The organism is Amycolatopsis kentuckyensis (assembly GCF_002155975.1).
Classification (GTDB): domain Bacteria; phylum Actinomycetota; class Actinomycetes; order Mycobacteriales; family Pseudonocardiaceae; genus Amycolatopsis; species Amycolatopsis kentuckyensis.
In genome coordinates, this window is sequence record NZ_MUMI01000038.1 from 46641 (window position 1) to 67402 (window position 20762).

The window sequence follows — 20762 nt, forward strand, 5'->3', positions numbered from 1 at the left end:
GTCAAGCCCGCATCCTGGGCTCACTGGGCAGGCGTCGCTCCATCTGCGACGATCGGGCGATGACCAGCCGGGCGGGGAGTCCACAGAGGACGGATGCGCGCGGCGCCCGGCGCAGTGCCAGCGCGAGTGCGGTCCTGCGGGCGGTGCTCGACGACGGCCCGATCGCGCGCAGCACGATCGCGCGGCGGACGGGACTGTCCGCGGCCGCCGTCACCGGGCACACCGCCGAGCTGCTGCAGCGAGGACTGCTGCGCGAACTCCCGGAAGCCGAGTCACGCGGGGGTGTCGGACGGCCGCACGTTCCGGTCGACCTCGACACCGGACGGCACGTCGCCGGCGCGCTGCACCTGGCCGTGCACCACGCCACGGTCGCGCTGCTCGACCTGCGCGGGAACGTGCTGGTGCAGCACGAAGAACCCCACGACGGCCTGGCCGCGGAAGACCTGCTCGCCCGCGCCGCCGAGATCTTCGACGACCTCCTGCTCGGGCACGCTCCCGACCGCGAGCCGCTCGGCCTCGGCGTCGCCACCGGCGGCTGGGTCGACCGGGCGTCCGGCACCGTCGTCGAGCACCCGCTGCTCGGCTGGGAGAACGTGCCGGTCCGCGACCTCCTGGCGGGCAGCACCGGACTGGCCGTGGCGGTCGACGGGCACGCGCGGGCGCTGGTGCACGCCGAACGGCTCTTCGGGCACCCGCAGGCCCGGGACAGCGTCGTGCAGCTGTTCACCGGCAACGTCGTCGACGCCGCGTTCGCCACCGGCGCGACCGTGCACCACGGGCCGCGTTCGGCCGCGGGCGGTGTCGCGCACCTGCCGGTGGACGACCGCACCGAGCCGTGCCGCTGCGGGCGCACCGGCTGTCTCGAAGCGGCCGTCTCGGAAGGAACGCTCGCCCGCAAGGCCGCGGAAAACGGATTGCTCGCGCGCCCGGACTTTCCGGAATTGCTCGCGCTCGCCGCGAACGGCAATTCCGCGGCGGTGCGGATGTTCCACGATCGCGCGCGGCTCATCGGTCAGGCGGCGGCCCTCCTGCTCGAAGTGCTCAACCCGGCCGTGCTCGTGGTGGTCGACCGCAGTGTAGCCCGGGTACCCGGCTGCCTTCCCGCCATCCGGGACGAGGTCCGCACGCGCTCCCGCTGCGCCGACCCCGCGGAAACCGTTGTGGGCACCAGCTTCCCGGGCACCGAGCTGGCGACGGCCGGCGGCGCGGTGCTCCTGGACGTGCTCTACGGAGATCCGCTCGGTCCGCTTCCCACCGGATTGCCGCGCGCTTCGTGAGGCAGCGGAGTTATTTCACGAACTCGCAAAATTGACCGTCCGCTCGTCGGCTGCGAACAATTGCCCCATCCCCGCCGACTCCCGGAACGGACGAAACCACCGTGAAGAAAACCCTGCCCCTGTTCGCCGCCGCCGTGGTGCTGCTGGCCGGCTGCGCTTCGGCGACGGCCACCGGTGCGCCCGGGCAACCGGAGAAGCTGGAACTGCGCTACCAGGGCAGCGCGAACGCCGTCACCCTGCCCGAACTCGCCGAAGACCTGGGCTACTTCGGCCCGGTCAAGCTGAAGTGGGTCGGCAACACGATCAGCGGCCCGCAGGACATCCAGTCGGCGGCCACCGACCAGACCGACTTCGGAGGCGCTTTCACCGGCGCGGTCGTCAAGCTCGTCGAAGCCGGAGCCCCGGTCAAGGCGGTCGTCAACTACTACGGCTCCGACGACAAGACCTTCATCGGCTTCTACGCCGTGGACGACAGTCCGATCCGGACCGCCCGCGACCTGATCGGCAAGAAGGTCGGCGTCAACACCGCCGGTGCCAACCTCGAAGCCGCGCTCGACACCTGGCTGAAGGGCCAGGGCCTCTCCGACGACGAGATCAAGCAGGTCCAGCTCGTCGTCATCCCGCCGGTGAACGCCGAACAGGCGTTGCGCAACGGCCAGCTCGACGTCGCCGCGCTGCAGGGCATCCTGCAGGACCACGCCCTGGCGGCCGGCGGCCTCCGCCCGCTGTTCACCGACGTCGGCGCGTTCGGGCCCTACAACGGCGGCCCGTACGTGCTGCGCACCGACTTCATCAAGAAGTACCCGGAGACCGCGAAGATCTTCGTCTCCGCCGTGGCCAAGGCCATCGAGTGGGAACGCACCACCCCGCGCGAGGAGGTGATCGCGCGCTTCACGAAGATCATCAAAGCTCGCGGCCGCAACGAAAGCACCGACACGCTGAAGTACTGGAAGAGCGTCGGCATCACCCGCGGCGGCCTCATCTCCGACGCGGACTACACCCGCTGGGAGCCGTGGCTGAGGCAGGAGGGCTACCTCAAGCACGACAAGATCGACACTTCGAAGCTCTACACCAACGAGTTCAACCCCTACCGCGACGGCGCCCCGGCGGTGGGCCGGTGATCAGCATCCGCTCGGTGACCAAGACCTTCGGCGCGCTGACCGCCCTCGACGACGTCTCCCTCGACATCGCCGACGGCACGTTCCTGTCCCTCGTCGGTCCCAGCGGCTCCGGCAAGTCGACGCTGCTGGACCTGCTGGGCGGGCTCGCCACTCCGACGTCCGGCGAGGTGCGCATCGACGGCGAGCCGGTGCGCGGCCCCGGCCTCGACCGCGGGGTCGTCTTCCAGCAGTACGCGCTGTTCCCGTGGCGCACCGCGCGCGCCAACGTCGAGTTCGGTCTCGAAGGCGGGCCGCTCGGGAAGCGGCAGCGGGCCGATCGGGCCCGCGAGTACCTCGCCCTGGTCGGCCTGTCCGGCTTCGAGGACCGCTACCCGCACGAGCTGTCCGGCGGGATGAAGCAGCGCGTCGCGATCGCCCGCAGCCTCGCCTACGACCCGGCCGTGCTGCTGATGGACGAGCCGTTCGCCGCGCTCGACGCCCAGACCCGCGAGCAGCTGCAAGAAGAGCTCCTGCGGATCTGGCGCCGCACCGGCAAGACGATCGTCTTCATCACCCACGGCATCGACGAGGCGGTCTACCTGGGACAGCAGGTCGCGGTGCTGACGTCGCGGCCCGGGCGGCTCAAGGCCGTCGTCGACGTCGACCTCGGCGACCGCACCGGTGACGTCCGGTCCGGGCCCGAGTTCGGCCGGCAGCGCCACCGGCTCTGGGAACTGCTGCACGACGAGGTCCGCAAGGCGGCCGAACACGAACGGAGCGCGGCCCGATGACCACCACCCTCGAAGCACCCGCCGTCCACACCAGACCCGAGGATCCGCCGCCGAAACCGCGCCGGTTCACCAAACAGCTCACCCGGGCGGTGCACGCGTCCGCCGCGGTGGTCCTGTTCGTGCTGCTCTGGGAGCTGGTCCCCCGGTTCGTCCTCGACGAAAGCACGCGGACGTTCCTGCCGCCGCTGTCGGAGGATCTGCAGGCGCTGGGGGACCTCGCCCTCGACGGCGAACTCGCCGACCACCTGCTGGCCAGCGTCGGGCGATCCGCCGCCGGGTTCGCCGTGGCCGTGGCGGTCGCGGTGCCGCTCGGGCTGCTGATCGGCTGGTACCGGCCGGTCGCGCGGTTCCTGCAGCCGTTGCTGGAGCTGGCCCGCAACACCGCCGCGCTGGCGCTGCTGCCGGTGTTCACGCTGCTGCTGGGCATCGGCGAGCTGTCGAAGGTCAGCCTCGTGGTCTACGCCTGCGTGTGGCCGGTGCTGCTCAACACGATCGCCGGGGTCAACACGGTCGACCCGCTGCTGGTCAAGGCGGCCCGCTCGCTCGGGTTGTCGAGCCCGCGGCTGTTCCGGAAGGTGATCCTGCCCTCGGCGGTGCCGACGGTGTTCACCGGCATCCGGATGGCGGCGTCCTACTCGATCCTCGTGCTGGTGGCCGCGGAGATGGTCGGCGCGAAGGCCGGGCTCGGCTACCTGATCAACACGAGCCAGGTGAACTTCCAGATCCAGCAGATGTACGCCGGGATCATCGCGGTCTCGCTGCTCGGCGTGCTCGTCAACGCCGGTTTCGTCGCGCTCGAACGGCGGTTTTCCACCTGGCGCCCCAAGGAGAAAGCATGATGCACCTCAACGCGTTCGTGATGCCGAACGGCCACCACGAAGCCGCGTGGCGGCACCCCTCGACCGACCCGCACCGGGCTCGGACGCTGCAGCACTACGTCGACATCGCCCGCACGGCCGAGCGCGGCAGGCTCGACTCGATCTTCCTCGCCGACGGCGTCGCGCTGTGGGGCAACGTCAAGCACAACTCGCACAGCCACTTCGAACCACTGACGCTGCTTTCGGCGCTCGCCGCGTCCACGGTCCACATCGGACTGATCGCGACGGCGTCGACCACCTACAACGAGCCTTACCACCTGGCCCGGAAGTTCGCTTCGCTCGACCACCTCTCCGGCGGCCGCGCGGGCTGGAACATCGTCACCTCGGCCGGCATCGACGAAGCCCGCAACTTCAACCTGGCCAAGCGTCCCTCGCACGACGCGCGGTACGACCGGGCCGAGGAGTTCGTCGAGGTCGTCAAGAAGCTGTGGGACAGCTGGGACGACGATGCCGCGGTCGTCGACCGTCCGAGCGGGATCTACGCCGACACCGACCGGATCCGCGCGATCTCCCACCACGGACCGCACTTCCAGGTGCAGGGGCCGCTCAACATCGAACGGCCGGTCCAGGGACACCCGCTGCTCGTGCAGGCCGGGTCGTCGGAGACCGGCAAGGAGTACGCGGCCCGGCACGCCGAAGCCGTGTTCACCGCGCAGCAGACGTTCGCCGAGGGCAAGGCGTTCTACGACGACGTCAAGGGCCGCCTCGCGGCGTACGGCCGCACGCCGGACGAACTCAAGATCCTTCCGGGCATCTCGCCGATCCTCGGCCGCACCGAAGCCGAGGCCCGCGCGCGGGAAGCCGAGCTGAACGCGCTGATCATCCCGGACTACGGGCTGCAGCAGCTGTCGAAGATGCTCGACCACGACCTCACCGGCCATCCGCTGGACGGCCCGCTGCCCGACGTCGGCAGCTTCACCGAAGGCGGCCAGAGCCGGTTCGACCTGGTCGTCGGCCTGGCCCGGCGCGAGGACCTGACCATCCGGCAGCTCCTGGAACGGCTGGCCGGCGGGCGCGGGCACCGCGTCTTCGCCGGGACGCCGGTCCAGGTCGCCGACGAGCTGGAGGCGTGGTTCCGCGGCGGCGCCGCCGACGGCTTCAACGTCATGCCGCCCACCCTGCCCGGCGGGCTCGACGACTTCGTCGACCTCGTCGTCCCGGAACTGCAGCGGCGCGGGCTCTTCCGCACCGAGTACTCCGGCACCACCCTGCGCGAGCACTACGGCCTCGCGCGGCCCGTCAACCGCAACCGAGTGAAGGAGCCCGCATGACCACCATCGGCACGGACGTCCGCAAGCTGACCGGGAGGATCGGCGCCGAGATCGTCGGCTTCGATCCGTCCGGGGACCTCGACGCCACGCAGGTGGCGTTCCTGGCCGACGCGCTGCACGAGCACAAGGCGCTGGTGTTCCGGAACGTCCGGCTCGACGACGAGGGCCAGCAGCGGTTCGCGGCGCACTTCGGCGAGCTGACCAAGGCGCACCCGACGGTGCCCGCGGTCGAGGGCGCGCCGACGATCCTGCCCGTCGACAGCGAGCGGGGCCGCGCCAACCACTGGCACACCGACGTCACCTTCGTGCTCAACCCCCCGAAGGCCAGCACGCTGCGCAGCCTGGTGGTGCCGCCGTACGGCGGGGAGACGCTGATCGCGAACGCCGCCGCGGCCTACCGGGACCTGCCGGCGCCGCTGCGCGCGTTCGCCGACACGCTGCGGGCGGTGCACACCAACGACTACGACTACGTCCAGCCGCCGGAGACGGTGGACGAGCAGGAGCGGGAGCGCCGGGCGCAGTTCGTCTCGCGGAAGTACCGGACCGTCCACCCGGTGGTGCGGGTGCACCCGGTGACCGGCGAGCGCGGCCTGTTCATCGGCGGGTTCGCCCAGCGGATCGAAGGCCTGTCGGTGAGCGAGTCGAGGGATCTGCTGCGGCTGCTGCAGTCCTACGTCACGCGGCCGGAGAACGTCGTGCGGGTGGCGTGGGAGCCGGACCAGCTGGTGCTGTTCGACAACCGGATCACCCAGCACTACGCGATCGACAACTACGACGGCCTCCCGCGGCGGCTCAACCGCGTCACGGTGGCCGGGGACGTGCCCGTCGGCATCGACGGGCGGCCGAGTGAGTCGCTCGAAGGTGACGCCTCGCACTACACCTCCGTCGCCTAGTTAGGCCCCGTCCGTGCCCGGGTACCCGGGCACGGACGGGAAGGAGTGCGAGCGTGGTCAGTGTGCAGGCGAAGGTCAGGATGGCGTTGCTGCGGGCGTCGGGCCAGAAACGGTTCTACGACAACGCATCGGCGTTGCACCACCGGCTGCCGAGGCACCAGAGGCCGTCGATGGCGCGGCCGCCGCGCAAGATCCGGCGCCGGGTCGACGTGGAACAGCACGACGTGCGCGGGTTCCCGTGCTTCACCTTCCGCCCGCGGGACGGCCGGGCGGGCGACCTGCACGTGCTGCACCTGCACGGCGGCGGGTACGTCGAGCAGGTGGAAAAGCACCACTGGCAGTACGCGGCCGACGTCGTCGCGCGGCTCGGCTGCGCGGTGACGCTGCCGGTGTACCCCCTGGTCCCGCACCACGACCACACCGCCACCATCCCGATGGTCCAGGCCGCCTACGACGGGATAACGGCCGAGCGGGTCGTGGTGACCGGCGACTCCGCGGGCGGCGCGCTGGCCCTGGCGATCGCGCAGAACCTGCGCGCCGACGGACGGCCGCAGCCCGAACGGCTCGTCCTGTACTCGCCGTGGCTGGACGTCCTGCTCGAAGACCCCGTCTCGGAGCTGCTCGACGAGACCGACCCGATGCTCGGCATCGCCGGGCTGCGCGAGGCCGGCCGGATGTACGCCGAGGGCACCGATCCCCGCGACCCGCTGGTCAGCCCGATCCACGCCGACCTGACCGGGCTCGCCCCGATCACGCTGTTCATCGGCACCCGGGACGTCCTGCTGCCGGACGCCCGCCGCTTCGCCGCGCGGGCCGGAGAGGCGGGCGTCGAGCTGGATTACCGCGAGTACCCCGGGATGTTCCACAACTGGCTCATGCAGGCGATCCCGGAGGGCCGCGAAGCGATGAACCACGTGGAGCGCCTCCTGCGGCGGCGCCCGGTCACCGCCCGTTCCGCGCCAGGTCCCGGAAGCAGTCCCACGCGCGGCTGACCAGCGCCGGGTGCGTCCGCAGGTCGATCACCGTGCGGGCCAGCGCCGCCGCCGAGGCCAGCATCGCCGCCCGGCCGCGCGGGCTGGCCGCCGCCTCCGCGAACTCCGGCGTGTGATCCGACTTCTCCTCCGCCGTGATCGCCACGAACGGGTGGATCGCCGGGACACGGACGCTGACGTCGCCGATGTCCGACGACCCCAGGAAGACGCCCGGCGCGGGCGGGGTCGCGTGGATGCCGCACGCCGCCAGGTGCTCGGTGAACCGCTCCGACAGCACCGGGTTGTCGCGGAAGTGGGCGTACCCGCGCCCGAGGCGTTCGACGTCGACCTTCGCCCCGGTGGCCAGCGCCGCGCCTTCCGCGCACGTCGTCACGTCCTCGACCAGGCGGTCCAGCGCGTCCGTCGTCAGCGCGCGGAGGCCGAAGCGGCCTTCGGCCCGGTCGGGGACGATGTTCGTCGCCTCGCCGCCCCGGGTGATGATCCCCTGGACGTGGGACCCCGCAGGCAGCCGCTGGCGCAGGACGGTGATCGCCCCGAACGCCTGGATCAGCGCGGCGAGGGCGTCGATGCCGTGCTCCGGGTCGCCGGTCGGGTGCGCGGCCCGGCCGTGGAAGGTCACCTTCAGCTCCACCTGCGCGGTCAGCGGTGCCCACGACCACGAGTGGACACCGGGGTGGACCATCAGGGCCGCGTCGACTTCGTCGAACACGCCCGCCTCGGCCAGCGCGACCTTGCCGCCGCCGCGTTCCTCGGCCGGGGTGCCCACCGCGAGCACCGAGCCCGGGGTGTCCCCCAGGACGTCCTTGGCGGCCAGCGCGGCCCCCAGGCCGGCCGCGGCGATCAGGTTGTGCCCGCAGGCGTGCCCGAGACCGGGCAGGGCGTCGTATTCGAGCAGCAGCGCGATGCACGGCCGCCCTTCGCCGGCGCGCGCGACGAACGCCGTGGGGAGCCCCGCGATCCCGGTTTCCACCGCGAAGCCGTCCGCGGCCAGCTCGCCGGTGAGCCGCTCGGCGGCCGCGTGCTCCTCATAGGACAGTTCCGGCCGTTCGTGCAGCGCCGTGGCGACGGCCCACAGCCGTTCGTCCAGGTGCTCGATCCGCTCGTCCGCCCGCTCGTGCAGCTCCTCGTGCGACTCCATGCCCTCCGGGATACCCCAACCGCGGACGGTCACGCCACCGGGGTTTCGCCCGGACCACGTCCGGTTACTCCGGCGGAATGGACCACAGCAAGGCACCGGTGCTCGAGGCGCTGCGCGACTACCACAGCGCCGGCTACGTTCCGTTCAACGCGCCCGGCCACAAGCAGGGCCGCGGGATCGACCCGCGGGTGCTGGCAGTCGTCGGCGCCGACGTCTTCAAGTCCGACGTCATCGCGCTCAACGGACTCGACGACCGGCTGATGCGCCGGGGCGTGCTCGCCGAGGCGCAGGCGCTGATGGCCGACGCGGTCGGCGCCGAGCACACGTTCTTCTCGACGTGCGGCAGCTCGCTTTCGGTGAAGAGCGCGATGCTCGCCGTCGCCGGGCCGCACGAAAAGCTGCTGGTACCGCGGCACGTGCACAAGTCGGTGATCTCCGGGCTGATCGTCAGCGGCGTCCGGCCGGTCTGGGTGCGGCCGCACTGGGACGCCGGGCGGCACCTCAGCCACCCGCCGGGCGTGCGGGAGTTCGCGGAAGCCTACGAGAGCGACCCCGAGGTCAAGGGTGCCCTGGTCGTGACCCCGACCGACTACGGCGCCTGCGGCGACCTGAGCGCGATCGCCGAATGGTGCCACGAACGCGGGCTGCCGCTGATCGTCGACGAAGCGTGGGGTGCGCACCTGCCGTTCCACGACGGCCTGCCGCCCTGGGGCATGGACGCGGGTGCCGACCTGTGCGTCACGAGCGTGCACAAGATGGGTGCGGCGGTCGAGCAGAGCTCCGTCTTCCACCTGCAGGGCGACCGCGTCGACCCGAACGTGCTGAAGGCGCGCGAGGACCTCCTGGGCACCACGAGCGCGAGCTCCCTGGTCTACGCGGCCCTCGACGGCTGGCGGCGGCAGATGGCCGAACAGGGCAAGGAGCTGATCGACGGCGCGCTGACGCTCGTGAAGACCGTGCGCGGCCGGCTGGCCGAGCTGGGCGTTCCGGTGATGTACGACGAGTTCCTCGGCCCGGACCTCGCCGACTCGGTCGACCCGCTCAAGGTCGTGCTCGACCTCGAACCGCTGGGCATCAGCGGGTACCAGGCCGCCGACTGGCTGCGCGAGCACCGGCGCGTCACCGTCGGCCTGTCCGACCACCGCCGGATCGTCGCCCAGTTCACCCACGCCGACGACGAGAAGACGGCGGGCACGCTGATCGACGCGGTCGACGCGCTGGTGAAGGTCGCGCCGTCGTTCGACAAGCCGCCGAAGGTGGACCTGCCGTCGCCGCGGGAGATGGAACTGGAAACGGCGATGCTGCCCCGCGACGCGTTCTTCGGCGAGGCCGAGCAGGTGCCCGTGGCGGAGGCGGCGGGCCGGATCGCGGCCGAGATGATCACGCCGTACCCGCCCGGGGCGCCGGGGGTGCTGCCCGGCGAGGTGATCACGCAGCCGATGCTCGACTACCTGCGCAGCGGGCTCGGCGCGGGCATGCAGCTGCCCGACCCGGCCGACTCGGAGCTGAAGTCGATCCGGGTCGTCGCGAAGCGGTGACGAAAGCGCCCGGCGGGTGCACGACCCGCCGGGCGCCCCGGAACGCCGTCAGGCCTTGGCGCTCTTGAGGTCCAAGGGGTTCTTCGGCGCGGCGGACCGGGCATCGATCATCCGCTGGCCCAGCTCCTGCAGCTGCTTGCGGCCCATCGCCGAGCGGACCTCGGGGAACCACTCGTCCTCTTCTTCTTCGACGTGGTGGCGGACGTTCTCGGTGAGCACGGTGACCTTGGCGTCGAAGGTCTCGTCCTTCGGGTCCATGCCGACCAGCTCCGACAGCATCCACACGACGACGTGGTGCTCCTCGACGCTTTCCAGCACGTGGTCCTTGGTCTCCGGCACGGCTTGCCGTGCCGCCGGGTAGAAGATCTCCTCCTCGATGTAGGCGTGGACGGTCAGCTCTTCGATGATCGAGTCGGCGAGCCGGCGCTTCTCGTCGTACGCGTCCTCCCCCGCCTTCTCGAATTGTTTGAAGAGCTTCTCCACGGTCTTGTGGTCGTTCTTGAGCAGCACGATGGCGTCGGTCGACATGACCGGGCGAATACCCGCTCCCCGCGCCGGAAAACCCGGTTTGCCCGAACCGTCGTCCGGGTATCCGTGCGGTCCCCGACCCCCCAGGAGAACACCGGTGAAGCAACCGACGGGCGATGTGCTGACGTTCGGCATCGAAGAGGAGTTCTTCGTCGTCGACCGCCACGGCCACCTGTCCCATGCCGGCGACGACATCGTCGACGCGGCCGAAGCCGCCGGCGACGACCAGGGCGAGCTGCAGCACGAGCTGACCCGGTCGCAGGCCGAAGCGGCCACGGACGTCTGCCGGACCCACACCGAAGCCCTGCGCCAGCTGCGCACGCTGCGCGAAGACCTCGCCGGAGCCGCCCGGCGGCGCGGGTACCGCCTGCTGCCTGCCGCGTCTCCGCTGCTGTTCGAGGCCGACCCGCCCGTCATCACGCCGAACCCGCGGTACGAGCGGATGGCCGAGCACTTCGGCGCCACCGCGCGGACGTCGCTCACCTGCGGCTGCCACGTGCACGTGGCGATCCCGGACAAGGAAACCGGCGTCCAGGTGCTCAACCGGATCCGGCCGTGGCTGCCCGCCCTGCTCACGGTGACGGCGAACTCGGCCGTCTCCGACGGCTATGACACCGGTTACTGCAGCTGGCGCTACCAGCAGTGGAGCCGGTGGCCCTCGGCGGGACCGCCGCCGCGGTTCGCATCGCTGGACGAGTACGAGAGCATCGTCGACGGCTGGCTGCGCGCGGGCTCGATCCTCGACCGCGGAATGATCTACTGGGACGTCCGCCTCTCGGACAAGCAGCCGACGCTCGAGTTCCGCATCGCCGACGTCGCGGCGACGCCGGAAGACGCGGTCCTGCTGGGCGTGCTGGCACGCGGGCTGGTCGCGACCGCCCTGTCCGAAGACGGTCCCGCACCGCGCCTGTCGAACGAGGTCCTGCGCGCGCAGCTCTGGCGTGCCTCCCGGGAGGGGGTGACGGGCTGCTGCTCGCACCCGAAGAGCGGAGACCTGGAGCCGGCGAAGGCGGTACTGGACGACCTAGTGGAGCTCGTGGCCCCCGCCCTCGAAGCGGCCGGAGACCTGGACTTCGCCCGAGAGGGAACGGCCCGCCTGGCCGCCGAAGGCGGAGGCGCCGACCGGCAACGGCGGCAGTTCGCGGAGCGGAAGCGCGCCGAAGACGTGGTCGACCTGCTCGCGGGAGGCTAGTACCGGCGAAGGTGTCGATCTCCCACCGCCGGTGCACACGTTTCACTCGGATGGCGGGCAACCGCCTCCTGGTGCGATGCGTGAATGTTCAGTCACACCTCGCGTTGGCGAGGTGCACTGAACGGATGCGAGGGGAAACGCACACGTGGGTCGCTGGATCACCAAGAACGGAAACCGGATCTACATCGAAGGCGGTGCGGGTCCCTTGGTGGCGGTCACGGCCGCGGTCGTCCTCGCCGGAGGCGGCGTCGCCGGGGCGGGTGCGGGCGGCCTGTTCGCGGGTGGTGGCGGCGTCGGAGCCGGAACAGCGTCCGAAGTTTTCGCCGGCAATACCGCTGGTGACGTCGTCGACTCACTGCCGGGGCGCTCGATCAAGACCCGCCGGGCCGAAGGCCGCGAGTCGGCGAGGAAAGGCAAGCCGGACGAGGCGTGGAGCAAGCTGAAGGTCAAGCAGCTACGACGAGAAGTTCACGATCTCGAGCACGCGGCCGAATGTGTCGCGGCCGCCACGGACAAAGTGCGAGAGTTCCTGGTGAGAACACCGTGTTCGTCCCTGCACCGGATGCTGTTGGCTGTCGGCGACGGGCATGGCAACGCCGCGGTCATTTCGGTGGTGCGCGTCGGATTCCGCAGCAAGAAGCAGGCCGCCGCGTTCGAAAAGGTCGAGCGGGTACAGGGCAGCGGAGATGTCCGGCCGCTGGACGTCGCGGTGGTGCTCGGGGTGGCCGGAACGAAGATGACCGGGCTGCACTACGCCTCCCGCCCGGAGGGCTACGGGATGGTCGTGGCCGAAGCCGACAACGCCACCGGTCACTTCGATGGCGAGGAACTCGATGCGCTGGCCGAAGTCGCCTCCTGGATGTCCATCAGGAAGTGACGTCCCTATCGGACGCGTCGCCCAGCCGGATGGTGTCCGGCGCTCCTCAACCCTGCAGCCGGTCGAGCAGTTCGAGCGCCCGGACCGCGGCCCGCGAGCCGCCCGGGTCGATGACCAGGTGGACACCCGCGGCCTCCGCGTGCCGGTGGGCGCGCAGCAGGACCCTGATCCCCGCCGCGCCGAGGAACCGGACCTGTCCCAGGTCGATTCGCAGGACGCCGGGGCGGGCGCGGACGTGCTCGTCCAGCATCGCCGCCAGGCCGGCCGCCGTGCACAGGTCCACTTCGCCCGTGACCTCCACGACGACCGCCTCGGGGGTCTTCCAGCGGATGCGGCTCCCCAGCTCGCCGTCGGAGGGGGCGCGGGGCGCAGGCAGGCGGTCTGACGGCAGGGCGTCCACCCCGGCCACCCGCAGCCGCTCGTGAGTCGTCATGGGGGCGAAGTACCCGCGGCGGGCTCAGCGCGAAACAAGGCGCGGGTCCAGGCGCATTTCCGCGGCCGGAACGGGTATCCCCGGCGGACGCCCGTCCGGAAGGAGCCCGCCCCATGTCCGACGGCCCGCCCACGATGGGTGTCGAAGAGGAGTTCCTCCTCGTGAACCCCCGCACCGGGCACGCTTCGCCGTGCGCCGAACCGGTGCTCGCCCGGTACCGGCACCACGGGCCGCTGCCCGACGGCGTCCGGGTGCACCGGGAACTGCGGCTCACGCAGCTCGAAGCCGCGAGCGGCGTCTGCGCGACGGCGGACGAGCTCCGCCACCAGCTGACCGCCGCGCGCCGCGTGCTGGCCGGCGCCGCGGCCGCCGAAGACTGCGCGCTCCTGGCCACCGGCACGCCGGCCGGGCCCGGACCGGCCACGCCGCCGCCCGCGAGCACCGGCCGCTACGCCGAGATCGACGCCGCCTACGGTGCGGTCGTCGCCGACTACGAGGCCTGCGGGTGCCACGTGCACGTCGGGGTGCCCGATCCCGACACGGCGGTGGCCGTCGTCAACCACCTCGGCCGGTGGCTGCCCACGCTGCTCGCCCTTTCGGGCAATTCGCCGTTCGACCACGGGCGCGACACCGGCTACGACAGCTGGCGGATGGTCCTGCAGTCCCGCTTCCCCGGCTCCGGCGTCGCCCCGCACCTGCGCGGGCACGCGGAGTACCGGCGGGCCGTCGAAACGCTGGTCGACTGCGGCGCGCTGGTGGACCCGGACCAGACGTTCTGGCTGGCCCGCCCGTCCGGCCGGTTCCCGACGGTCGAGTTCCGGGTCGCCGACACCGCGCTGACCGTCGACCACGCCGTGCTGCAGGCCCTGCTGAGCCGGGCCCTGGTGCAGCGGGCCCTGGCCGATCTCGCCGACGGCCGGGAAGCCGCGCCGCTGTCCCCGCAGGTGGCCGCGGCGGCCGTGTGGGCCGCGGCGCGCCACGGCCTCGGCGGGCAGCTCGTGGACGCCGCCGAGGAAACCCGCCGTCCGGCGTGGACGCTCGTCGACGACCTCCTGGCGCACGTCCGGGCGCCCCTGGAAGACAGCGGTGACCTGGCCGAGGCCCGGAAACTCGTCGACGCGGTGCGCGACGGCGGCACCGGCGCCGCGCAGCAGCGCGCGGCCGCCGGGCACGGGACGGCGGAAGCGGTGCGGTGGCTCACCGCCGCGACCGTGCCCACGACGCATGGAACGCTGCTGACCGGGTAGCCGGGACCATGACGACTTCCACCGCCGCGGCGGCCACCCTGCCCGCCGCGCGAGGCCCGCTTTCGGCTTCGGTGCTGGGCACTCTCCTGCGCGAGCAGCCGCGCGCGGAGCTGGCCTTCGACGGCGTCGCAGACGCCGACCCGCTCGGCGACGACCTCCAGCTGGCCCTGCACCTGTGCTACGAACTGCACTACCAGGGCCTGCCGGGGGTGTCCCCCGACTGGGAATGGGACCCGGAGCTGCTGCGCCTGCGCGGCGCGCTCGAGGCCCGGTTCCTCGCCGCGCTGCGCGACAACGTGGCCGGCGGCGACGACGTCCCGGCGGAACTCGACGCCCTGCTGGTCGAGCCGATCGACGTCGAAGGCGTTTCCCACCACCTGCGCGACCAGGGTGACTGGACGCAGATGCGGGAGTACTTCACGCACCGCTCGATCTACCACCACAAGGAAGCCGACCCGCACGCGTGGGTGATCCCGCGGCTGCGCGGCCGCGCCAAGGCCGCGCTGGTGGCGGTGGAGTTCGACGAGTTCGGCGGCGGCCGCGCGGAGCTCGTGCACGCCCGCCTCTACGCCGACCTCCTGCGCGCGGCCGGCCTGCCCGACGGCTACCTGGAGCTCATCGACCAGGTCCCCGGTTCGATGCTCGCGGTGGTCAACATGATGTCGCTGTTCGGCCTGCACCGGTCCCTGCGGGGCGCTCTGTGCGGGCACTTCGCGGCGGCGGAGATCACCACGGCGCCGTCCGCGCAGCGGATGGACCAGGCCCTGCGCCGCCTGGACGCGCCGGAAGCGTGCCGGTTCTTCTACACCGAGCACATCGAAGCGGACGCGGTCCACGAGCAGGTCATGCGCCACGACGTGCTCGGCGACCTGCTGGAGCAGGAGCCCGAGCTGGCCGCCGACGTCGTGTTCGGCATCCAGGCGACCGAGTTCCTGGAGGGCCGCTTCGGCGAGCAGGTGCTGAGCTGCTGGAAGGCCGGCAAGTCGTCCCTGCGGGCCTGAGCCGGCGATGGCCTCCCGAGCCGAACCGGGAGGCCATCCTCGTCAGCCGTCCGCCTGGGTCCGGACATGTTTGCGGTGGCTGGTGTCGCAGAACGGGAACCGCTTGCTTCGCCGGCACGCGCACACCGCCACCAGGAACCGGTCGGACCGCACCAGCTCGCCCTCGGGGGTGGCCAGCTCGACCGGCCCCTCCACCAGGACCGGACCGCCCGGGACGACGGTCACGCGGCGAGGACCCCGCTCAGCGTTCGGCACGGAGCACCACCAGCTCTTCCATCCGCTGGCCGGGCTCGATCAGCCCGGCCGCCTCGAGGAACTCCGTCCGTCCGGAAAGGACCGGGCCGAACGGGATCCGGGCGCGCCGGGCCACCGACGTCCGCAAGCCCTGCGCCGCCAGCATTTCCCGCGACTTGTCCACATCGGACAGCGCCGACTGCACGAGCAGCATCGTCCCGCCCGGGCGCAGCAGCGTGCCCGCGGCGGCGCACAGCGGGTCCAGCAGCGCGCGGCCGTCCGGGCCCGCGTCCCAGCCCCGCGTGGACCGGATCGCCGGCGCCGGGGACGGCACGTACGGCGGATTCGCGACGACGACGTCGAACGGCCCCTCGCGCAGTGCTCTGGCGAGGCCTCCCCGGCACGGGCGCACGGCGAGCTGCCGGATCAGCGCGTTGAGCCGCGCCGAGGCCAGCGCCCGGCGCGAAAGGTCCACCGCCAGCACGGTTCCCGCCCCACGGCGGGCCAGGGTGATCGCCTGCGCACCGGTGCCGGTGCACAGGTCGAGCGCACGGGCGCCGGCCGGGATCGCCAGCTCGGCGATCGCCGACGCGAGCAGGGCGGTGTCTTCCTGGGGGCGGTAGACACCGGGCAGCCGCAGCATCCGCGGGGCGGACGGCACGGGCGAGTGGACGACGGACCGGGCGGCCAAGGGGCCCGGGCGGACGGGTTCCGCCGACGTGGTCATCGGGGTCTCCTTCACCTCACCGCGGTCCCGGCGCGATCGCCGGCGGACAACCGCGTCGCTCCGGCTTACCCGGCGATCACTGCCGCAAACGCCGGTGGTTGAGCCGTGCGCAGCCGGGTATCCGGTGCGGAAAGGACCGTGAAGGAGGGACGGAATGACGTCCGGAGAACGCACGCAGCACCCGACCGAGCCCGCCGAAGGCGCCCGCGGGGACGACCCGCACGGCGACACCCCGGAAGCCCAGCGCGAAACCCTGCGCGGCGAGCAGGGCACGTCGGGCGGAGACGAGCACGACGACAGCGACCCGCAGTCGGGCTGAGCCGCCTCGCCCGCACCCGGGGGTCGCGTTCGGACAGTCCGAACGCGACCCCCGTTTCTCGTGCTCAGTCGAACTCGAACGGCAGGGCGTCCACACAGGCCTGGTACTTCTGCACCATCTCGTGCTCGGTGTGCGCCGCGACGAACAGGTGCGCCAGCTCGAAGCTGTAGCTGTCCTGCTCCGGCAGCTCCGACAGCCGCTGCCCGACCTCCGGCACGATCTCGATCTGGGTGCCGTCGATGCGGTTCTGCACCGTCGCGATCTCCTCGGGCGTCGGCACGCGCGTCACGACGCCGTCCTCGAACCGGCGCAGGTACCACTTGCCGGCGATCTGGTAGGTGCCCTTGCGGGACCGGCGGCCGGGGTCCTGGCCCAGGCCGAGGCGCACCATGATCTCGTGGTTGGCCACGCCGTCGACGAACTCGAACAGTTCGGCGTGCGACTGCGAGTGCCGCGGGTTGATCTCCAGCAGGCACACCTGGCCGGACTCGGGGTCGCAGAAGAACTCGATGCTGAAGGTGCCGTTGTCGAAGCCGATCCGCTTCATCACCCGCTCGGCGACGTCCCGCATCCGCTGGACCGGCTCCTCCCCCAGCTGCGACGGGTACTGGTGGCGCAGGAAGGACGAGCTGTCCGGGTAGTTGATCGAGTCCAGGGCGCCGTAGACGGTGACCTCGCCCTGGTAGACGTATCCTTCGACGGCCGCCTGGACGCCGTGCAGCGCCGCTTCCGCCAGGCAGGCCGCGCCACCCACCCGGGCGATCTCCGGCGGGAGGTCGACCTGGTCGAGCACGTACCCGAACGGCTCCCCCACCCGGCCGACCCCGGCCCGGATCTCGGCCACGGCGTCGGCGAATTCCGTGTCGTTCGCGGCCTTGAAGGCCAGTTCGGAGGAGAAGGACTTCACCGGTTTGAGCCACATGGGATAGCCGACGCCCTCCGGCGGGGCCGGGTGCTCGGCGTCGAGATCGACGATGCCGAAGTTCGGCAGCTCGTCGATCACCGTTCTCTGCTCGAGCCGGCTCCAGTACTTGTGCTCGCACTTCAGGACCGCTTCGAGGGACACACTGGGCAGGCCGTAGCGGGCGCACAGGATGGGCACGAGCGACGCGGCGGGGAAGTCCCAATAGCTGACGATCGCGCCGACTTCGCCGTCGAAGGCGTCCAGTTCGTGCTGCGCCGTCTTCAGCAGCGCTTCGAAGTCGATCTCGCCGTGCTGCAGCTCTTCGGGGGTCAGCAGGCCGTGGAACCGGTAGCTCCCGGCCCACGGCAGGCGTTCGAGGACGCGCTGGTTCTCCTCGTCCAGGCCGATCACGAAGATGTCGGTACTCATGCGCTGGGGCTACCCGACGCGTCGAGCGCGCCAAACGGGCCGGATGGCCGGTTTGACCGGGCCCTCAGCGGGCATCCGCAGTCATGACCGCCCTGCCCGAACCACTTTCCCTGTGGGTCGAAACCGCCCCCGCCCCGGATCGCACCGCCGTGCCGGTGCCGGAGTCCGCCGACGTCGCGGTGCTCGGCGCGGGCATCGCCGGGCTCACCACCGCGCTGCTGCTCGCGCGCGCCGGCCGGTCGGTCGTCGTGCTGGAGGCCGAGCGCGTCGCGGCCGGGGTGTCCGGCCACACCACCGCGAAGGTCAGCGCCCAGCACGGGGCCAAGTACGTGGACCTGACGTCCCGCCACGGCGCCGGGGCCGCGAAGGCCTACGCCGGCACCCAGTCCGCGGCGCTCGAGTGGGTGGCCGCGACCGCGGCCGAGCTCGGCATCGACTGCGGCTTCACCCGCGCGGACAGCTACGTCTACACGACCCGGGAAAGCACCGTGGACGCCCTCAAGCAGGAGGCGGACGCGGCCGCGGCGGCGGGGCTGGCGGCGTCCTTCACCGAGGACGTCGAGCTCGACGTGCCCGCGCTCGGGGCCGTGCGGACCACCGGGCAGGCGCACTTCCACCCGCGCCGGTGGCTGCTCGGCCTGGCCGCCGAGGTCGAGCGGGCGGGCGGCACGATCGTCGAGCACGCCCGGGCGACCGCCGTCAACGGGCAGACCGTCCGGACCTCGCGCGGCGATGTCGCGGCGGGTGAAGTGGTCGTCGCGACCCACTACCCCGTGCTGGACCGCGGCCTGTACTTCGCCCGGCTCGACCCGGTGCGCGACCTCGTCGTCGCGGGGCCGGCCGCCGGGAACACCGCGCCCGAGGGCATGTTTCTCGACGCCGACACGCACCACTCCGTACGCGGCTACACCGAGCAGGGCACGCCGATGGTGATCGCCGGCGGCGAGCACTACCGCGTGGGCGCGCACGTCAACGTCGAACGCCGGTACCGGCGGCTCGCGGACTGGGCGGACGCGCACGCGGGCCTGCACCGCGTCACCCACCGCTGGTCGGCCCACGACATGTCCACCCCCGACCTGCTGCCCTACGTCGGCCGCTACCTGCCGGGGACGAAGAACCTGTGGGTGGCCACCGGGTTCGGCCAGTGGGGCATGACCGGCGGCACGGCGGCCGGGCACGTGCTGGCGGCACGGATCCTCGGCGAGCCGCACCCGGCCGCGGACCTGTTCGACCCCAACCGCTTCGACGCCCGTTCCGTGCTCGGGGTGGCCCAGGACAACCTGACCGTCGCGAAGTACCTCGTCGGCGACCACGTGGCCGCGCTGTGGCGGTCCGAGAAGCTCGACGACCTCCGGCCCGGCGACGCCGAGGTCGTCCGCGTGGGCGGCGAGCTCGTCGCGGCCCACCGCGACGAGGCCGGGAAGCTGCACACGGTCGGCGCGCACTGCACGCACCTGGGGTGCCTGGTTTCGTTCAACGACGCGGAGAAGACCTGGGACTGCCCGTGCCACGGCTCGCGTTTCGGCGTCGACGGCGAAGTGGTGCAGGGCCCGGCGGTCCGCCCGCTGCGCCGCGGCCCGGGCTGAGCCCGGCGCCCCGCCCCACTTCGCCCCGTCCGGGTCCGGGTCAACCGGACGCGAGTTTCTTGCCGGCGTCGTACAGCAGGTGGAGGGCATCCGCCACGCCCACGGCGGTCAGCACCGTGGCGGCCAGCCGGGTCGCGCGCGGCGCGATCACCAGACCGGCGGCGAGCCCGGTGCCGACCCAGACGTTCAGGCAGAACGGGCACGACACGAGCTCGCCGACCGCGTGTCCGACGTGCCCCTCGGCCCGGACGGACTCGTTCAGCTCGTCGTCGCCGGCCGGCTCTTCGTAGTGGGTGAACGGGGCACGCAGCGGGCTGGTCACCGCGTCCTTGGCGAGGAGGCGGCTGGCCTTGAAGGTCGCCGCGCCGAGCAGGACCGTGTCGCCGGCGCCGAAGCGCTGCGGCAGCCGGGCGCCGACGGCACGGCCGAGCAGCGCCAGGCCGCCCACCAGCCCGCTGTAGGCGCCCATCGCGGCGACGTACCCGCCCAGCGGCCGGTCTTCCCCGCCCGAGTAGCGGCGCTGAACCTGCTTCGCCTTCTCGGCGACGTCCTCGACGACGCTCATTCGTCCGCCGATCCGGGCTTCATCATCTTCCCCTGCTGCTTGGCCTTGACCGCGTCCGGCAGGACGCGGGAGCCGGCCGCCTGGAGCTTGTTCTTCACCGCGCCGGGCACGATCTTGTCCTTGCCGGCCATCAGCGCCGCGAAGCCGGCCTCGGCGATCTCGGCCGGGGAGTCCTTGGCACCGGCGGCGATCTTCGTGTCGGTCATGTCGGCGCGCTCGAAGAACTCGGTGTCGACCGGGCCGGGCAGCATCGCGGTGACGGTGACGCCCTTGTCCTTCACCTCGGCGCGCAGGCCCTCGGAAAACGAGGTCAGGAACGCCTTGGACGCGGCGTAGACGGCCTGGTAGGGCCCGGGTGAGGTGCCCGCGATCGACGAGGTGAACAGCACCCGGCCGTGGCCGCGGCCGACCATGCCGGGCACCACCCGCTTGGCGAGGTGCACCGCCGAGCGGACGTTGAGGTCGACGACGGTCAGCTGGTCCTCCAGCCGGGTGTCCCCGGCGAACTCGCCGTCGATGCCGACCCCGGCGTTGACGGCCAGGGCTTCGACCGGGCGGTCCGCGAGGTGGCGGACGAGTTCTTCGACCCCGTCCGGGGCGGCGAGGTCGGTGCGGACCGCCTCGACCTGCGCGCCGCACGCGCGGACCTCGTCGGCGGCCGCGGTGAGTTCGGCGTCTTCGGCGGCCAGCACGACGTCGAAGTCGTGCGAGGCGAACTGCTTCGCCAGTTCCAGCCCGATGCCGCTGGACGCGCCGGTGACGACGGCCAGCGGCCTGGTTGCGGTGGTCATCCGTGCTCCTTCCGGTGCTTCTGTCGTCGGCTACCCGCCGCGGCGGGTGGC

Annotated in this window: 22 protein-coding genes; 14 read left to right on the forward strand and 8 right to left on the reverse strand. The window is 72.2% G+C overall.

Annotation, left to right across the window (positions count from 1 at the left end):
• Positions 1-59 precede the first annotated feature (59 nt).
• The 7 genes from CCN39_RS04155 to CCN39_RS04185 all read left to right on the forward strand — a co-directional run bounded on the left by CCN39_RS04155 (position 60) and on the right by CCN39_RS04185 (position 7202).
• On the forward strand, positions 60-1277 hold the full coding sequence (locus tag CCN39_RS04155) for an ROK family transcriptional regulator (RefSeq protein WP_086838513.1): 1218 nt from the start codon (positions 60-62) through the stop codon (positions 1275-1277).
• A gap of 101 nt (positions 1278-1378) precedes the next feature.
• Positions 1379-2398 carry an ABC transporter substrate-binding protein gene (locus CCN39_RS04160; protein WP_086838515.1) on the forward strand — a complete coding sequence of 340 codons (1020 nt, stop codon included), beginning with the start codon at positions 1379-1381 and terminating at the stop codon, positions 2396-2398.
• Positions 2395-3168 carry an ABC transporter ATP-binding protein gene (locus CCN39_RS04165; protein ID WP_086838517.1) on the forward strand — a complete coding sequence of 258 codons (774 nt, stop codon included), beginning with the start codon at positions 2395-2397 and terminating at the stop codon, positions 3166-3168. The genes CCN39_RS04160 and CCN39_RS04165 overlap by 4 nt, the downstream gene beginning before the upstream one ends.
• Positions 3165-4007, forward strand: coding sequence for an ABC transporter permease (locus CCN39_RS04170; RefSeq protein WP_086838519.1), 843 nt, complete (start codon positions 3165-3167; stop codon positions 4005-4007). Before CCN39_RS04165 ends, CCN39_RS04170 begins: the two co-directional genes overlap by 4 nt.
• On the forward strand, positions 4004-5317 hold the full coding sequence (locus CCN39_RS04175; RefSeq protein ID WP_086838521.1) for an LLM class flavin-dependent oxidoreductase: 1314 nt from the start codon (positions 4004-4006) through the stop codon (positions 5315-5317). Before CCN39_RS04170 ends, CCN39_RS04175 begins: the two co-directional genes overlap by 4 nt.
• Positions 5314-6210: a TauD/TfdA dioxygenase family protein gene (locus CCN39_RS04180; RefSeq protein WP_086838523.1), complete on the forward strand. Its 897-nt coding sequence runs from the start codon at positions 5314-5316 to the stop codon at positions 6208-6210. The genes CCN39_RS04175 and CCN39_RS04180 overlap by 4 nt, the downstream gene beginning before the upstream one ends.
• Positions 6211-6263: 53 nt before the next feature.
• Complete coding sequence (locus CCN39_RS04185) at positions 6264-7202, forward strand: alpha/beta hydrolase (RefSeq protein WP_086838525.1); 939 nt, start codon at positions 6264-6266, stop codon at positions 7200-7202.
• Here CCN39_RS04185 and CCN39_RS04190 read toward each other — a convergent pair.
• Positions 7153-8340 (reverse strand): amidohydrolase, encoded by a 1188-nt coding sequence (locus CCN39_RS04190; RefSeq protein WP_086838527.1) that lies wholly within the window; start codon positions 8338-8340, stop codon positions 7153-7155. The genes CCN39_RS04185 and CCN39_RS04190 overlap by 50 nt on opposite strands.
• A gap of 77 nt (positions 8341-8417) precedes the next feature.
• Here CCN39_RS04190 and CCN39_RS04195 point away from each other — a divergent pair, with 77 nt between their 5' ends.
• The gene (locus tag CCN39_RS04195; protein WP_086838529.1) at positions 8418-9878 is read left to right on the forward strand and encodes an aminotransferase class I/II-fold pyridoxal phosphate-dependent enzyme; all 1461 of its coding nucleotides are present in this window, start codon (positions 8418-8420) and stop codon (positions 9876-9878) included.
• 48 nt (positions 9879-9926) lie between these two features.
• Here the strand turns inward: CCN39_RS04195 and CCN39_RS04200 are convergent, their stop codons facing one another.
• Positions 9927-10406, reverse strand: a complete 480-nt coding sequence (locus tag CCN39_RS04200) for a hemerythrin domain-containing protein (RefSeq protein WP_086838530.1) — start codon at positions 10404-10406, stop codon at positions 9927-9929.
• Between the two features lie 97 nt (positions 10407-10503).
• Between CCN39_RS04200 and CCN39_RS04205 the strand changes: the two genes are divergently transcribed.
• Positions 10504-11598: a carboxylate-amine ligase gene (locus CCN39_RS04205; RefSeq protein WP_086838532.1), complete on the forward strand. Its 1095-nt coding sequence runs from the start codon at positions 10504-10506 to the stop codon at positions 11596-11598.
• Between the two features lie 145 nt (positions 11599-11743).
• Complete coding sequence (locus tag CCN39_RS04210) at positions 11744-12475, forward strand: hypothetical protein (RefSeq protein ID WP_244210606.1); 732 nt, start codon at positions 11744-11746, stop codon at positions 12473-12475.
• A gap of 46 nt (positions 12476-12521) precedes the next feature.
• Here the strand turns inward: CCN39_RS04210 and CCN39_RS04215 are convergent, their stop codons facing one another.
• Positions 12522-12908, reverse strand: a complete 387-nt coding sequence (locus CCN39_RS04215; RefSeq protein WP_086838534.1) for an STAS domain-containing protein — start codon at positions 12906-12908, stop codon at positions 12522-12524.
• A gap of 113 nt (positions 12909-13021) precedes the next feature.
• Here CCN39_RS04215 and CCN39_RS04220 point away from each other — a divergent pair, with 113 nt between their 5' ends.
• Both CCN39_RS04220 and CCN39_RS04225 read left to right on the forward strand, forming a co-directional pair.
• Positions 13022-14155 carry a carboxylate-amine ligase gene (locus CCN39_RS04220; RefSeq protein WP_086838535.1) on the forward strand — a complete coding sequence of 378 codons (1134 nt, stop codon included), beginning with the start codon at positions 13022-13024 and terminating at the stop codon, positions 14153-14155.
• An 8-nt stretch (positions 14156-14163) separates the two neighbouring features.
• Positions 14164-15156 carry an iron-containing redox enzyme family protein gene (locus CCN39_RS04225; protein ID WP_086838537.1) on the forward strand — a complete coding sequence of 331 codons (993 nt, stop codon included), beginning with the start codon at positions 14164-14166 and terminating at the stop codon, positions 15154-15156.
• Positions 15157-15198: 42 nt separating this feature from the next.
• Here the strand turns inward: CCN39_RS04225 and CCN39_RS04230 are convergent, their stop codons facing one another.
• Together CCN39_RS04230 and CCN39_RS04235 are read right to left on the reverse strand one after the other, a co-directional pair.
• Entirely contained in the window at positions 15199-15411 is a 213-nt protein-coding gene (locus CCN39_RS04230) for a CDGSH iron-sulfur domain-containing protein (RefSeq protein WP_086838538.1), read from the reverse strand.
• Positions 15398-16117 carry a methyltransferase gene (locus CCN39_RS04235; RefSeq protein WP_086838539.1) on the reverse strand — a complete coding sequence of 240 codons (720 nt, stop codon included), beginning with the start codon at positions 16115-16117 and terminating at the stop codon, positions 15398-15400. Before CCN39_RS04235 ends, CCN39_RS04230 begins: the two co-directional genes overlap by 14 nt.
• Before the next feature lie 154 nt (positions 16118-16271).
• Here CCN39_RS04235 and CCN39_RS50625 point away from each other — a divergent pair, with 154 nt between their 5' ends.
• Positions 16272-16436, forward strand: a complete 165-nt coding sequence (locus CCN39_RS50625) for a hypothetical protein (RefSeq protein ID WP_167454973.1) — start codon at positions 16272-16274, stop codon at positions 16434-16436.
• A 64-nt stretch (positions 16437-16500) separates the two neighbouring features.
• Here CCN39_RS50625 and CCN39_RS04240 read toward each other — a convergent pair whose 3' ends face one another.
• Positions 16501-17769, reverse strand: coding sequence for an ATP-grasp domain-containing protein (locus tag CCN39_RS04240; protein WP_086838541.1), 1269 nt, complete (start codon positions 17767-17769; stop codon positions 16501-16503).
• Positions 17770-17852: 83 nt separating this feature from the next.
• Here CCN39_RS04240 and CCN39_RS04245 point away from each other — a divergent pair, with 83 nt between their 5' ends.
• Positions 17853-19355 (forward strand): FAD-dependent oxidoreductase, encoded by a 1503-nt coding sequence (locus CCN39_RS04245; RefSeq protein ID WP_086838543.1) that lies wholly within the window; start codon positions 17853-17855, stop codon positions 19353-19355.
• A 40-nt stretch (positions 19356-19395) separates the two neighbouring features.
• Here the strand turns inward: CCN39_RS04245 and CCN39_RS04250 are convergent, their stop codons facing one another.
• Positions 19396-19920 (reverse strand): DUF1360 domain-containing protein, encoded by a 525-nt coding sequence (locus CCN39_RS04250; RefSeq protein WP_086838545.1) that lies wholly within the window; start codon positions 19918-19920, stop codon positions 19396-19398.
• Positions 19917-20711: an SDR family NAD(P)-dependent oxidoreductase gene (locus tag CCN39_RS04255; protein ID WP_086838547.1), complete on the reverse strand. Its 795-nt coding sequence runs from the start codon at positions 20709-20711 to the stop codon at positions 19917-19919. Before CCN39_RS04255 ends, CCN39_RS04250 begins: the two co-directional genes overlap by 4 nt.
• Positions 20712-20762: the final 51 nt, after the last annotated feature.